Raw genomic sequence first — 14,706 nt, 5'->3', positions numbered from 1 at the left:
ACTCCTAATCTAACAAGGCTACTCTCAATACTTCTTCAGTAGTTGTAATGCCTTGTTTCACTTTATCCAAACCATCGTCTATCAGGAATATCGTTTCACTTCTCTCAGCAATCTCTCGGAATACAGTAGGTGCTGCGCTGCTATTTATGGCATCTCGTAATTCCGCATTAATGATCAAAACTTCATGTATCGCAATACGTCCACGATATCCAGTCATGTTACATGCAGAACAACCCGTCCCGCGATGGATCGTTTCTATCGTTTTCCTACGTCTGGAAAAAATTTCTTTTTCACGTTCAGTAGCCTGCTGAGTGGTACCACAATCTCGACAAACTCGACGTATCAATCGTTGAGCCACGATCGCATTTAATGAAGCCGTCAAGAGGAATGGTTCCACACCCATGTCAAGTAATCGTGATATAGATGCTACCGAATCATTTGTATGGATAGTGCTTAAAACTAAGTGTCCAGTTAATGAAGCACGTATCGCAATTTCCACCGTCTCTTTATCACGAATTTCCCCAACCATAACTACGTCAGGATCTTGTCGCAAAATAGAACGTAATCCTGTCGCAAATGTTAATCCTACATTGGAATTCACTTGAATTTGATTAATTCCTTCCAATTGATACTCTACAGGATCTTCTATCGTAATAATATTTACTTCTTCGCTATTCAATCGATTTAAGGCTGCATATAACGTAGAAGACTTACCCGAACCTGTTGGCCCTGAAATCAACACGATACCATTTGGCTTCTCTATTTCTTCAATGAAACGCTCTAAATTCGTCGGCCCAAAACCAAGCTTCGTCATATCATTCAAAGAACTGCTTAAGTCCAAAATACGCATAACGACTTTCTCACCAAAAACAGTAGGCAAAGTTGATAAACGCAAATCAATCGGACGGAAATCAATCATTACTTTAATACGCCCATCTTGAGGCAGGCGAGATTCCGTAATGTTCAAATTTCCCATAATCTTAATGCGCGCAAGCAACATGGACTGCATATGCTTCGGTATTACGCGTTCAGTTTGCAGTTTTCCATCAATTCTAAAACGGATGATGACTTGGTGTTCTTGAGGATCAATATGAATATCACTGGACTTCATAGAAACCGCACTAGAAATAATCTGGTTCACTAGCCGCACTACAGGTGAATCATTATCTACGATATCTTCCTGTTGCTCCAGCTGACTCGCTGTAGTTTCCGGCTCTTCAAACAGCAAGTCGTCAAATAATTCATCATCATAATATCTAGTGATCGTTCGTGTAATATCATCTTTTGACGCAATCGCTGTATCTATATGAAAACCAGTGGACAAACGCAAATCCTCAATCGTGTTGTAATCCATCGGGTCCGCCATCGCGACAAATAATTTATCACCATCTTTTTTCAAAGGAACAATCATTTTTTGCTGCGCTAAACCTTTAGGTACAATATTAAACAACTTCGGATCAAACGGATAACGGAATAAGTTAACATGAGGAATTCCAAGCTGGAACTCTAACACTTCAATTAATTGCTGCTCCGTAATATAACCGCGCTGCAACAACGCATCGCCAAGTCTCTCGTCCCTAGACTTTTCTTTCAACGTACTCATCAACTGCTCGTCCGACAGCAAACCAGACTCTATTAATAAATCACCAAGACGTTTTCTTGTAGTCGCCATCAGAATCCCCCTCTATCAATCAATCGGATTACCATTTTTATCGACCTTTATAAGATTGCCGCCTTTATCGTAATCATAGTTCACATCATCTTTTTCACCGGAACTGTTCGAGTTACTTAAACCACTTCCATTAGATGATCCGGAGCTAGATGAACCACTGCTGTTTGTTCCAGATCCTGAAGAAGATCCAGTATTGCCTGTTCCACTGCCAGTAGATGATCCTGAACCATCGCTACCCGATCCGCCATTGGATGAAGAGGAACCATTTCCGTTAGATGAATTAGCTGGAGTATCAGTCGAACCATTACCTGAATTGTTGCTATCGGTAGTGCTAGAATTACTATCCACATTACTATCAGGAACTTTCTCTACTACTTTCTCTAAACTATGACGTTCAATAATCGGTTGTGGCGCATAAAAATCAATCGACACATCTTCAATTTCTTCCAATGAACCATTCAACAAAACATTCCGTTTAACCGTAACCTCCATGCCCTTCTTACCTTTATCCATTACTTCAATCGCACCTGCATTTACAAAGGCACTATAACGAATAACTGTTTTAGGGTCATACTTAGTGATTTTTTCCACTTCAGTATCGTAACGATGTACAAATGGTAGACCTTCAATCGATAGTTCCAATTGAGAGCCTGTCCAATCCGTACGAATCGTGAAGACGGTTTGATTAGGGTTTGTGAAAAGGAAATCCAAATCTAGCTTACGATTAATCGCCGCTTCGAATCCTGGTTCAACGCCTGCTGGCAATTCAGTAGAAATGTTTCGTTCATCCATGATCCAATTCGTTTGCAACACTGCTTTATATAGAAGGGACGCCATAATTGTCATCTGTAAATCTGTCGCACTAGCAGACTCTTTGCCTTCAAGATATTCACGGAATGAAAACGAGGAGTTCGGCTGAATCTCCAATCCATCCAAGTCGTCCATCAATAACCGGAGCCCTTTAGCCAATCCATCCACTTTATATTCAGCAGACGCAATAACTTGCTTCTGCTCATAAAGCTCTGGAATGAAATTCGCTACGTAAACTTGCTGTGGCATAATTCCGCTCCGTAGCTGAACTTCTATTTGCGCAGCAATCTTATCTACTTCGTCTTCACTAAAAGTTAGTGAATTAAAATTTTGCTTCATCACTGTGCGAAGGCCTTCTCGGGAGACACTCGCGACTAGGGAATTGTCATCTCCACTCTTAGCTTGATTTAATGTAGCGTCCGGATCAAAACTTACTACTTCTTGTGGAATATCAACTTGCAAATCTTGTACGATCAGTTGTACTGACAAGTTTTGTTCCAAGCCGGAAAAATCCACCATCAATTTCTCCTTTGCTTTCTTTTTCGAACGCCCAGATATATCAAACGGGCCTGCGTAGGTATGCTTGCTGAACTTCTTAAAATTGGAGAAGAAGCCGTCGCCCGCGTATGCTTGTTGGGCGAATACTCCAGATATTGTGAGTAGTAGAACCCCTAAGATAAGGATTACTTTGAATTGTTTGGGTTTCATAATGTCCTCCCTACAGTTACTTGATTAATTATATTCAACATCTATTTTAGGAGGTTCCCAAACTGGCTTATCAGAACTGCCAGAACTACTGCTTCCGTTACCTCCCCTCAAACAGTTTTCATATAAAATACTTGGATTTTTTTTAAATTCAGATTCTTTTATCGAAACTAAATTAGGATATTTTCCAATAATGTTTTTCGGTTCTGCTTTTTCTTGTACGAAATAGATTACGCTAGAAGAGTCGAGTGATTTTATGTTGATTTTATTGAAGTTAATAGTACCGCCTATACAGACTTTAGAACCGTTTTTTACTTCTAGAGATTTTTCTATATCTAAATCCCCTTTTACAATTAAGGTAGAGTTTAATATAGATCCAGACTTTTCAATTTCTAATTCTTTCTCTACTACCATGTAGGATTTAGCGCTAAGTGAAAATTTGTCTCCACTATAATTCCCACCTACAAATATCGTCATGTTGTTAAATTCTATATTCTTACCCTCTATATCCTTTCCAGCATATAAAACAGAATTGGAATAACCCGAACTAGCATTCTTAAATTCAATATCTTCAGTAGCATATAGATTTGCATTGTTTGCACCGTTTATATTGTTAATTTCTATATCTCCATTTACATACATAGTGACGTTATTCATGTTATTCATATTCGGTAATTCAATGTCATCTTCTGAATACATTTGCGTGTTCTTAAAGTCTATTCCTATATTTCCATTTCCTTTTTCATAACCATTAGGAAAGTAAACAATTGAATTCAGCGCCGTAAAGTGCGAGTCTACAGATCCATTACTTAAACACTTTTCATTAATAGGCTTATCACTACACTTTTTAGTTTGAATATTGTTTTTAATAGTATCTTTAATATTCACAACTGGAGTTCTATCTCCCAGGTCGGGTGTATCAGGTGAAAGAACTGAAGCAAGCAAAGGAAAATCAAATAACAATTTGAAATCCAAATTCTTAATCCTTTCGACTTCTATGCCATATTTCCCCTTAACAATGCCTTGAACTATTAAAGCCACAACTAAACCGTCTGAGTTTTCAACCTTTTTATATACAATGGGTTTTTGAATTAAGTAATTTAGTGAGTCCGTTGTATTTGGCTTCGTTTCTTCAAGCTTTAAAAAATGATTGGTTACTAACAAATCCACCATTTGTTCTTGTCGATTTCTTGCCGCATTCTTAATTTCTTTTTCTTCTAGAATATTCGATAATTTTTTCTTTTTAATTTCGAGTATGTCATTTTCAAATGCAGATTTCTTTTCTTGCCAAACCCCATCTCTTACAGCTTTAAATTTATTTATGTATAGCCATTTATAATAATCCATACCCATCTCAGCTGCTGTGTAGGCTAGATTATTTTCATCGACTATGCGTTCTTGCTTAACATTGCTGATAGATCCCCTCATGAAAACAGTGCTCACAATCATGATAAATATGATTACAAGTAGGACAATTACTAATGCATAGCCTTTTTCATTTCTTGGTAATTGCAAATGACATCATCCTTTCATTATGGAGATTGTTTATATCGTGAAAGCTCTAAAGGGATAGATACTTTCAGTTTAGGATTGTCTGGATCAACTAACCAAAGGCGCGATACTGTTAAGTTTTCTGTTTTAGTATTCACATAGTATCTGGTTTCTGCTCCTTTTAGTTTATTCTCGTCAGTATGGTATATAAACCCTGTACTTATTATATATTCCTCTTCATGTCCAGTTGATGTTCGACAATTTTGAACTTCTACCTGTTGCGGCGTCACTACGAATTCATAACTGTAACAATGACGATGTAAACGTTGTGCTTCGGTTGCAATGTAATTAGTTTCCTGTTGAAGCCGTAACTTTGAAATTTCTGTCGTATTCAGACGAGTACTTACGGCTAACGTGGTCCATATAACAACTGAAACTAATGACACAAGAAAAAGTGCCGCTAACAATTCAACCAGTGACATTCCTCGCTGATTGTTTGTAACCGTCAACTTTTTAATCATAATGTTCCATCCTCCATATAACCGAACGTTTCACTAATTTCTCTGTTATTCTCATAAATAGATATATGAAAGCGATGAAGTTTAACAGATGATTCTATGAATGGTTTCAAGTCTGAATCTACTCGTAATTTTACTTGGTATTCATATTCCGGTTTTTCTTGGCGTGTATATTTATAAATAATAAACCCAGGGGAGGATATCTCATCTTTTCTGAGATCCAACAACTCGTCTACATCTTCTAGTGGTAAAGGATTGTCCTTCCAAAAACTCAATTCCTTTTTGGCCAAATTAATGGTTTCAAGTTTTGATTCCGTGCGAGCATTAAATAAATTCATTTGCGAGAAAATCGTCATGAAGCTAATGAATACAATTCCTAAGATTGTCAAAGAAGCCAGTATTTCAACGAGTGTAAAGCCTTTTTCATTATTCTCCATGACAGACACCTCTCTATTAACATTTATCATCACATTTTACTACATCTACTAAAACTAAATACCTTACTATAAAACTAACAGTCTATAAAACTCATTCTATTAAGCCTATTGTCTCATTAAACTACTTAATAAGTAAAGAGAGCCAACGACTACTTTTATGTGTTTTTGCGAACATTTCAAATCTACTTCTTCAAATGAAATTATTTGGCACTCTTCTATAGGACAAACCGCCCGCAAATCCCCCGCTCTAGCAGCCTGCTCATGCGGAAAATCAACAAACGTAAAACTATTCGCAAGCGGCGCCAGTATCTCTAACGTCGCTTTATAATCTTTCGTATTCAACATCCCCACAACCCAGTCCACTTTCTCCCCTGGAAACTGCTCTTCAATTGTACGCACTAACATAGTAGCTGCTGCTGGATTATGCGCGCCGTCTATATAGACATTCTCGGCAATCTTCTGGAATCTAAACGGCAGTGAAACATGCGCAATAGCATCAGCGACACTATCTTGTTTTAAAGGTACCCCCGCCAATGATAAAGCTTCCAATGCCACTGCATGATTCATTGCCTGATGGGGCCCTTTCATATTTCGTACAGGAATTTCAAAAGTAGACATACCACTGAATGTCTCTGTCTCCCTTGATTTCATCGTGAACTCTTCTCCATAAGCTCGCACCAAACTTTTATTCGTTTTCGCCTCTGCCAGCACAACTTCTTTCGCTTCTACCGGCAACTCCCCTATAACGACAGGAATGTATGGCTTAATAATGCCAGCTTTATGTTCAGCAATTTTCTCTATTGTATCCCCTAGAAACCCAATATGATCTAGCGCAATCGACGTAATGACGGAAACTAAAGGCGTCACGACATTCGTGCTGTCGTATCTGCCACCCATCCCCGTCTCAAGCAACACATAATCAGGACTTGCGTTACGGAATGCTAAAAACGCCGCCACTGTCAGTAATTCAAAGTCTGTCAGCATGCCACTCAATCCTGCTGATTCCATCTCCTCAAACACATACTCCAATTCTTCTTGTGTAGTCGGCTTTCCATTGATTCGAATCTGATCATGTACGTCGAGGATTGCGGGTGAAGAAAATACACCCGTTTCAAATCCATGTGCTTGTAACACCGCTTCCATGACCGCAATCGTCGAACCTTTGCCGTTCGTACCTGCCACATGAATAATTCGTAAATCTTTCTCGGGGTTCAACACACTCGCCAATGCCTCTTCGATCGCATCTAACCCGGGTTTAATTTCATCGTCACTCATAATGTCAAATTGTTTTTTATATTCATCAAATTTTGGAATCAAAGAAATTCCTCCTGTGCTAAAATTAAGTTACATACAGTATAGCAAAGGTGGCGTCGGGATTGAAAAGTTGTTGGGTTATTTATAATGGTAGTTTGACGAGTGATAAATTCGCTGATCAAGCGAGGCTTATACAGGAAGCGGCAGAGCGTGTTGGTGTACGGACGACAATCTTAAAAAATTATGAAATTCAGATGGACGTGCAAAATGATGTGAAAGATGCACCTGATTTCGTCGTCTTCCTCGATAAAGATACGTTGCTTGCGCAGTATTTAAAAAATATGGGAATCCCGGTCTTCAATGATCCTGAAGTCATTGAGACATGTGATAATAAAGCAAAGCAGTATCTTGAACTAGCAAAACATGGTGTCGCGATGCCGAAGACAATCATCGCACCGAAAGTCTATCCTAATTTCACGATTGCAACTAGCGGATATTACGAAAATGTGCTTGAGACTCTTCACTTACCTATGATTATTAAAGAAGGTCATGGCTCATTTGGTATGAAAGTATATTTGATCGAAACAAAAGATGCGTTCTATGAGAAAGTCGATGAACTCCGCGGCGTCGATTATGTTTTTCAAGAGTTCATTGAGACGAGTAGAGGTCGCGACTTACGTGTCAATATAGTGGGCGATCAAATCATTGCGGCCATGTACCGCCACTCCGAGACAGATTTCCGAGCGAATATTACGAACGGCGGCGTAGCTGAAGTGGTGGAATTGACTAGCGCACAGAAAACACTAGCTATGGAAGCGGCGAAAGCAGTTGGAGCGGAATTCGCAGGTGTGGATTTATTATTCGGCCCGGATGAACAGCCCCTCGTTTGCGAAGTGAACGGTGCAGCGCATATCCGTAACCTCTTGAACGTCACCGGCATTAACGTAGCCGATGCTATGATTGCGTACATTTTGGAGAAGATTAAATGAAAGGCGCGGTCTACTATAATGAGGTCGAAGCGAAGAGGAATCACGCGTTTATCGACGATCTATTGTTAGAAGCGAAAAATTTAGATATTGAATTAAAGCTACTAACTGATTCACCTATTGAGCCGCTTGATTTCATTTTATTCCGCGATCGGGATCCTTCATTAGCTTGGGAATTGGAACAAGCGGGCTATCGAGTATTCAATCGAGCGAGTGTACAGAAAATCGCTAATGATAAACTACGTACATTTGAACTTGCTACTCTACTCGGAATTCCCACCATTCCCACATTTAGAGTGGATCAACTCCCGCCCTTGCCCTTTGTAATGAAAACGCGCGGAGGTCATGGCGGCAGCGAAGTATTTCTGTGTGAATCTGCACAACAAACTAAAGATGTTCTAAGTCAGTTCGGTCATAATGAACTAATCGCGCAGCCTTTCATCAAATCTGCTGCGACGGACGTCCGCGTATTTATGCTCGGCAATGAAGTATTAGGTGCTGTAAAACGCACCGGAGCGAAAGATTCATTCAAATCCAATTACACGTTAGGTGGCACAGTGGAAAAATATACGTTGAACGACACTGAAACCAATCAAGTACAAACGATTTCCCGGGCAATTTCGAGCGACTATATTGGCATTGATTTCATACTTCCAATTGCAGGCGGCTGGTTGCTGAATGAAATCGAGGATCCCGTTGGTGCCCGTTCACTCTATCAAACACATGAGTTTTCAGTAGCGAAGAAATTATTGGAATATGTCAAAAATCAGTTAGGTGATGAATGATGATAAGAAAACGCTATACAAATTTGGATGACGTAGATACGAGTAAATCAGTACGGGATATGATTCGTTGGCAGAAAGAACGTAATGAAAATAAGAAAGATTTACGGATCGTAATCGAACAAGCACCAAATAAAGAAATAGAAAAACTCGTTGCCAATCGATCCGCAACATCCATTACTTGGATTGGGCATTCCACGTTTTTGATTCAAATTAACGGGTTTAATATACTTACAGATCCAGTTTGGGCAAAACGAATGGGATTTCAGAATCGGTTGACGGAACCAGGAATTGAACTAGACGAATTGCCAGAGATTGACGTTGTGTTTATTTCACACGGACATTATGATCATTTGGACTTCGGTACGATCAGACGTCTGAAAGGTAAACCTACATATTTTGTTCCTGTTGGCTTGCGGAGAAAGTTCCAAATAAGAGGAATTAAACATGTCATCGAAGCGGAATGGTTTGATTCATTTGTGTTTGAAGGCATGAAGTTCTCGTTCGTTCCAGCGCAACATTGGACGAAGCGGACATTGACCGATACGAATACCTCTCATTGGGGTGGCTGGATTTTGGAAAGTGACGAGCATTCGATTTATTTCGTTGGAGATACGGGATATTTCCGTGGATTTTCAGAAATAGCAAAGAAATTCACGATTGATACGGTGCTTATGCCGATCGGCGCGTATGAGCCAGAATGGTTTATGAAGGAAAGCCATCTCACACCTGAGGATGCGGTGAAAGGGTTTTTAAATGTAGCCGGGAAAATATTCATTCCGATGCATTATGGTGCTTATCATTTAGCAGATGATACAGGACCGGAAGCACTTGAAAAGCTGAATGCTGAGTGGACCAGATTGCAGTTGGATGAACATCGATTAAAGAAGTTGCTTATTGGGGAGACGTTGTGGTTATAACCAAAAGAGACTGTCGCAGAAAGTCATTCTTCAATGATTCTCTGTGACAGTCTCTTTTAAGTGGGGAGTTGAAACCTATTTAATCTCTGGCGTTGGCTTTTGCTAGGAACGCCGTCATGAGCGATAAAAAAATCGGTACGATACTCTATAAGAGAAATTTCCAATTACTCGTGACTAGTGATAAGACCAAGAAAAACATAAGTGCTAGAATCGCAATAATAACAGCATGCCTTTGAAGCTTTTTTCATTTTCTATCCCCTTTCTACTAATGCATTCCCACACCAAGGGCAAAAAAAAATCCCGATACTTGAAGTACCCCCATCATGAATTAACAATCCATAACCTTGATCTGTTTCATCAAATAAAATCAATTGATCCGGACAATCAAACGGTTCGTCGTGTATATCACATGTGAAATCTGCATGATACTCCATATCCTCACAACAATGCTGTTTCATTCCTTTCCACCTTTCTTTCGCTACCACAGTACCGTTCTTTTCATATTATCTAGTCATTTTACCATGCTAGTACGTATGAGTGTAACAAACTCCACGGAACGTTTGTTGATGCACGTGAGATATACGCCTATGATATATAGAGAGCAGGAGGGAAAACGATGGATACAAGTAAAGTTGGAGAAGTAATCTATACATTGCGCAAAGAAAAAGGATTCACACAGAAACAATTAGCTGATCAAATGAATATCTCGGATCGCACCATTTCAAAATGGGAGCGCGGATACGGTTGTCCTGATGTCACGCTTTTATCCAGTTTATCTACGCTATTAGGTGTAAATATTGAAAATATTTTAGATGGTGAATTGCTATCTAATGATTTTATAGGAGGAAATATGAAAAAATCAAAGTACTTTGTATGCCCGTCTTGCCAGAATATTGTATTAGCAACAGGAGATGTTACCATATCTTGCTGTGGAAGGAAGCTCGAAGCGCTCGAAGCGAAGAAAGCGAGCGAGGAAGAAAAACTCACGATTGAAGAGGTGGATAATGAACGTTTTATTTCAAGCGATCACCCGATGACAAAAGAACATTATATATCCTTTATCGCATTCGCTACTGGTGATCAAGTTCAAATCATTAAACAGTATCCTGAGTGGTGTTTCCAAACACGCCTGCCAAAACGAAAACATGGCACCTTGTTATGGTACGATACTCAGTTCGGCTTATATTATCAATATATCTAAAATGCAAAAAGCACTTCTCTTTATGAAGTGCTTCCCTCTACACTATTCATTCCATTACTTCTGAAGAAGTTTATCGTTTGCTTACAGGCGATATAAGCCAATTCTTCATTGTATGCATAAGTATAAGGATCGCTAAAACCGTGCTGCCCTTCATACATATATACATCTACATTCGGCTTCTCTAATTTTAATAGCATTTCATTTACATCAAATGACTTCTCGACATTCGGAAAATACAACAACGTCGGGCATGCTGGATGAATCCCTTCATAATCCCGAATTCGTGACCCATAATATCCAACAATGCCATCCACACACTCATCCTCACTGCATAACCAAGCAATTGTCGCTCCTACGCTGAATCCAAGGATCAATACTCTTGCGTACTGATCTTTTATATCCATTAGTAGTCCTTTTACTTTATGTGCGCTGTTTTCGAAACCCACTTGTTCCTTAAAGTTTTCATAAGCTAACTCTTCTTGCGAATATTCATAAGGTATTTCCTGTGGTAACAGATTTGGACAGATCACATCGAAGTTTTTCTCAGACAACGATTCACAAACGTCTTTCATAAATTGATTGATTCCGTAGATTTCATGAAGAACTATAATACAAGTTTCAGAAGTAGATTTGATTTTAATCATTCATTTTCTCCTTACGTAACTCATCCTTATATTCGGTCATGAAGCCGATTTACTAGAAGTTACCGATTCAATTAAGAGAACGACCACTAACGCAGAAACTACTTTTTTCATCATATCGAAAGCCTCTTTTCTAGATCATGTCTCGTACACTTACATTTCTTCTTGATTACCATAACTCTCATAGGCAAAATACCCACCTAATAAACCAAATGAAGAACCTAAACTAAAGGCAAGTCCTAACGAAATAGGTGACATCATACTGATTAGCAAACCAAGTATACAACCAACCAACATTCCAAGAGGTATCAAACTATCCAACAACGTCTGAGCGCTCTTCGATTTTTTCTTAGGCAACGTACCTTGCTTCATTTTCCGATCCAGTCTCTTAATGACAAATATTACAATAAGGCCTGCTATTATAATCGGTAAGACAATACCCAAGATTTCGATAATTGCTTGCATAACTAAACTCCTCTCTGCTCTTACTAATAATAATATTATGTAAACTAGTTTGGTGGGTTTTTAGTCTAAGCTTCACAATTCTTAAGATGACTAGCACCACTAGGAATGATTCTCTACTACTCAATTAACACATTCCCTACATATTCTACCGTTCCACTATCTGCGAGAAGATGTAAAACCATGATATATTCACCCTTCTCGTTAGGCATGTTGAAAACTTCCCCGTCTACCTTGATTTCTGTCTTTATCCCATTTTTAGTTACATAGGCGCTCAACTTCCTGATAGCAAAATCCTGGGTAACAAATACGACTCTCATTTCTTGCCCTTTATGGTAAACCAATGTTTTCTGATCTCTAGCGACTGACAAAATATCATCTGTTTTCTTAGTATACAATTTGTCTAAATCCCACTCGATATTGACCGCAGTCAATTCTTCTGTATCAGGATATTCCGTATTATTCATTAGCGTAACATCTGGAGGGGTGAAATCATAATTTTCTCCAAAACATGCGGTTAATAGAAGTGTTGAAAATACTATAATTCCTAACTTCGTGAATAACCTCACAGAACACCTCATTACTTTCTAGATACCCTTCTACATATTACTTCTTAGCATCATACCAACTAAGCGCTTTTCGTTCCAATTCCTTCACAAACAGATCTTTTCCATCAATATAGGATTCTATGTCGTCCGGAAACCTGGCAGCCAGTTTCATTTTCAAGGAGCCATAGCGCTTACTTTCCTCAGGATGAAAGCGAAGATAATCTCTAACGGCTAAATGACGAGCAATATCGTATAAATTATCATCCTGAAATACATGGATGTGATGTGTTCGAGGCTGTTCACCTTTTCTAAAATAACGTCTTCCCTTCATTCCAAATTCTCCAAGCGCTTCATAACCAATTTCATTCATCTGAGTAATCAACGCATCAACATTTTCAATTGTCTTTACTACGGGCATTATATCGATTATTGGTTTAGCTGGTAGTCCTTCTACAGATGTACTGCCGATGTGATGAATATGTACTAATTCATCTTCAAAAACCTTGGCGATCTTTCGAGATTCTTTTTTAAACATCTCTGGCCATTGATTATTGTAGTCCACTACTTGCACTTTCATATCGTTCCTCCCTATTTATTTTATTGATCTACGTTTAAACACGTTGTTAATCTTCCCAATAAAAGATAGCATCTAAGACAAGATATTGTCGCTCATTCCGATAAACCGTCGGGATTTTTGTATTAAAGGATAGTGGTACATTCATTTCTTTTGTAGCTAATAGCTTGTAATCAAATTCCTCTAAAGCATTCTGTAATTCAAATGCTAATGTTTCCAATTCCTCACCAACAGCTAACGAAATAGGATCATCAAGTATTGAACCTTGTCCACTGCTCAATTCTTCGGTCGTCTCTATACGAATGGTTCTATGCCTCACATCTTCTCCCATTATAGCAACTGGTGCTAGGCGACTTATATCGAGTATAATACCTGTTATCTCTATTTCACGTATTCCATTCTTTTCTTCCATAACAATACAATCTTCTTTGCGATAACAAAAATACTCCACAAAGGAAGCATAGCCACTGCCGAAATGATCCCATTCCGCTTCGCAGAGCACATTGTGGATGCGATTGATTCGATAGAACAGTCGATTGATATGTGCCAAGATTTCTTTTTCATCATAGCTATTATAAGGAAAGGTTCCACTTATAACTTCACCTTTGATGAGCATTCGCAATTGCTGATCTGTAAAAATTAGAAACACCTCATTTAACTATTATTTTACTGAACGCCACTTTCGAGAATCGAAAACATCTTTTGTTCACAATCTATCTCCGCCAACGCACCATACGGTTATATAAATTTAGGTTCTGTATGGCCAAAGTTCAAGTTATATAAAATAGGCAAATGCTCCAAACCATATTCTTTCATCACGTGAAGAATTTCTTCTTTATACTCATCAAAGTATTTCTCATCTTTCGGTTTACCGAAAATAATGCCATTCACTTTCTGTAAGATTCCTTGTGCTGCATAATTTCTCAACCAGTAGCGAATCAAATTTGGATCGGGCTTCTCTTCAGATGTTTCAAAGAATACTATACTATTGTCCCAATACTTGTCTTCAGGCCAAATTACCGTACCCTTCGCAAATTCCAAGACTTCGATACATCCACCAATCAATCGTCCTTGCACAGTACCTGAGCCTTGAAGTAGTTCGTATCCAGTATTCGGATTCATCGTGCGTCGCGTATCCTTATTAGGCTCAATCCATTCCAACCGTTCGCTTGTCCAATTTTCAGCTGGTCGGATCTCACCAATGGTTTCATTAGAAAAAAGAGTTCGATTCACCATCTCAACCGTGTAGGAATCCATCTCAATATTTTCAGCAAAATCGGTTAATATAGCCGGTCCGTAGAACGACGAAATTCCCGCTTTATGACAAAACAAATGAGATACCGTAACGTCAGAATAACCCATGAAGATTTTTGGATTTTCTTGTATTACGTTAAAATCGATATATGAAAGTAAGCGAATGCTGTCTTCTCCTCCGATATTCGCAATGATCCCTTTAATATTCGGATCCTTAAATGCAGTCATCAGGTCCTCTGCACGGGCTTTCGGATTTTCATAGAGAAAGTCGGCTCCCTTTAAACTATTTGGCATCTGCACAACAGTTAAGCCGAATATATCTTCCAATCTCTTTACTCCTTGCTCATATCTCCATCTGATTTCTGGTTCGCCCGCACCTCCCCACGATGGACTCACCGTTGCAACTTGATCGCCTCGCTGCAATTTCTTCGGTTTAATTAACATTCGATTT

General features: G+C 38.9%; 16 protein-coding genes and 1 pseudogene. 4 read left to right on the top strand and 13 right to left on the bottom strand.

The annotated features are described in order from the left end of the window. Positions 1-4: 4 nt before the first annotated feature. From CSV68_RS11170 to CSV68_RS11145, 6 genes are all read right to left on the bottom strand, one after another. Complete coding sequence (locus tag CSV68_RS11170; RefSeq protein ID WP_099662176.1) at positions 5-1,672, bottom strand: GspE/PulE family protein; 1,668 nt, start codon at positions 1,670-1,672, stop codon at positions 5-7. A gap of 15 nt (positions 1,673-1,687) precedes the next feature. Continuing rightward, positions 1,688-3,190, bottom strand: a complete 1,503-nt coding sequence (locus tag CSV68_RS11165; RefSeq protein WP_099662175.1) for a VanW family protein — start codon at positions 3,188-3,190, stop codon at positions 1,688-1,690. Positions 3,191-3,214: 24 nt separating this feature from the next. After that, on the bottom strand, positions 3,215-4,702 hold the full coding sequence (locus tag CSV68_RS11160) for a hypothetical protein (RefSeq protein ID WP_099662174.1): 1,488 nt from the start codon (positions 4,700-4,702) through the stop codon (positions 3,215-3,217). 17 nt (positions 4,703-4,719) lie between these two features. Then, on the bottom strand, positions 4,720-5,199 hold the full coding sequence (locus CSV68_RS11155) for a PilW family protein (protein WP_099662173.1): 480 nt from the start codon (positions 5,197-5,199) through the stop codon (positions 4,720-4,722). Further along, the gene (locus tag CSV68_RS11150) at positions 5,196-5,633 is read right to left on the bottom strand and encodes a type II secretion system protein (RefSeq protein WP_099662172.1); all 438 of its coding nucleotides are present in this window, start codon (positions 5,631-5,633) and stop codon (positions 5,196-5,198) included. The genes CSV68_RS11155 and CSV68_RS11150 overlap by 4 nt, the downstream gene beginning before the upstream one ends. A gap of 105 nt (positions 5,634-5,738) precedes the next feature. Next, on the bottom strand, positions 5,739-6,950 hold the full coding sequence (locus CSV68_RS11145) for a bifunctional folylpolyglutamate synthase/dihydrofolate synthase (protein ID WP_099662171.1): 1,212 nt from the start codon (positions 6,948-6,950) through the stop codon (positions 5,739-5,741). A gap of 59 nt (positions 6,951-7,009) precedes the next feature. Here CSV68_RS11145 and CSV68_RS11140 point away from each other — a divergent pair, with 59 nt between their 5' ends. From CSV68_RS11140 to CSV68_RS11130, 3 genes are read left to right on the top strand one after another with little or no spacing between them, the layout of a single operon-like run. Further along, positions 7,010-7,876 carry an ATP-grasp domain-containing protein gene (locus tag CSV68_RS11140; RefSeq protein ID WP_099662170.1) on the top strand — a complete coding sequence of 289 codons (867 nt, stop codon included), beginning with the start codon at positions 7,010-7,012 and terminating at the stop codon, positions 7,874-7,876. After that, positions 7,873-8,658 carry an ATP-grasp domain-containing protein gene (locus CSV68_RS11135; protein WP_099662169.1) on the top strand — a complete coding sequence of 262 codons (786 nt, stop codon included), beginning with the start codon at positions 7,873-7,875 and terminating at the stop codon, positions 8,656-8,658. The genes CSV68_RS11140 and CSV68_RS11135 overlap by 4 nt, the downstream gene beginning before the upstream one ends. A 2-nt stretch (positions 8,659-8,660) precedes the next feature. Beyond that, positions 8,661-9,575 carry an MBL fold metallo-hydrolase gene (locus CSV68_RS11130; protein ID WP_099662199.1) on the top strand — a complete coding sequence of 305 codons (915 nt, stop codon included), beginning with the start codon at positions 8,661-8,663 and terminating at the stop codon, positions 9,573-9,575. A gap of 251 nt (positions 9,576-9,826) precedes the next feature. On the opposite strand, the gene CSV68_RS11125 is transcribed toward CSV68_RS11130, so the two are convergent. Continuing rightward, a complete protein-coding gene (locus CSV68_RS11125) occupies positions 9,827-10,033 on the bottom strand; it encodes a DUF6980 family protein (protein WP_099662168.1) in 207 nt (68 codons plus the stop codon). 158 nt (positions 10,034-10,191) lie between these two features. Between CSV68_RS11125 and CSV68_RS11120 the strand changes: the two genes are divergently transcribed. Then, positions 10,192-10,776 (top strand): helix-turn-helix domain-containing protein, encoded by a 585-nt coding sequence (locus tag CSV68_RS11120; RefSeq protein WP_099662167.1) that lies wholly within the window; start codon positions 10,192-10,194, stop codon positions 10,774-10,776. Positions 10,777-10,796: 20 nt separating this feature from the next. On the opposite strand, the gene CSV68_RS11115 is transcribed toward CSV68_RS11120, so the two are convergent. From CSV68_RS11115 to CSV68_RS11090, 6 genes and pseudogenes are all read right to left on the bottom strand, one after another. Next, positions 10,797-11,420, bottom strand: a complete 624-nt coding sequence (locus CSV68_RS11115; RefSeq protein ID WP_099662166.1) for a dienelactone hydrolase family protein — start codon at positions 11,418-11,420, stop codon at positions 10,797-10,799. Positions 11,421-11,570: 150 nt separating this feature from the next. Next, positions 11,571-11,882 (bottom strand): hypothetical protein, encoded by a 312-nt coding sequence (locus CSV68_RS11110; RefSeq protein WP_099662165.1) that lies wholly within the window; start codon positions 11,880-11,882, stop codon positions 11,571-11,573. A 116-nt stretch (positions 11,883-11,998) separates the two neighbouring features. Then, positions 11,999-12,346 carry a hypothetical protein gene (locus tag CSV68_RS11105; protein ID WP_143561004.1) on the bottom strand — a complete coding sequence of 116 codons (348 nt, stop codon included), beginning with the start codon at positions 12,344-12,346 and terminating at the stop codon, positions 11,999-12,001. Positions 12,347-12,485: 139 nt separating this feature from the next. Then, the gene (locus CSV68_RS11100) at positions 12,486-13,004 is read right to left on the bottom strand and encodes a GrpB family protein (RefSeq protein ID WP_099632961.1); all 519 of its coding nucleotides are present in this window, start codon (positions 13,002-13,004) and stop codon (positions 12,486-12,488) included. 46 nt (positions 13,005-13,050) lie between these two features. After that, complete coding sequence (locus CSV68_RS11095) at positions 13,051-13,617, bottom strand: hypothetical protein (protein ID WP_099632960.1); 567 nt, start codon at positions 13,615-13,617, stop codon at positions 13,051-13,053. Between the two features lie 50 nt (positions 13,618-13,667). Then, positions 13,668-14,699: pseudogene (locus CSV68_RS11090) on the bottom strand (S66 family peptidase). Positions 14,700-14,706: the final 7 nt, after the last annotated feature.

The organism is Sporosarcina sp. P29 (genome assembly GCF_002743265.1).
Lineage (GTDB): Bacteria > Bacillota > Bacilli > Bacillales_A > Planococcaceae > Sporosarcina.
This window is presented reverse-complemented; position numbering and strand designations above follow the sequence as displayed.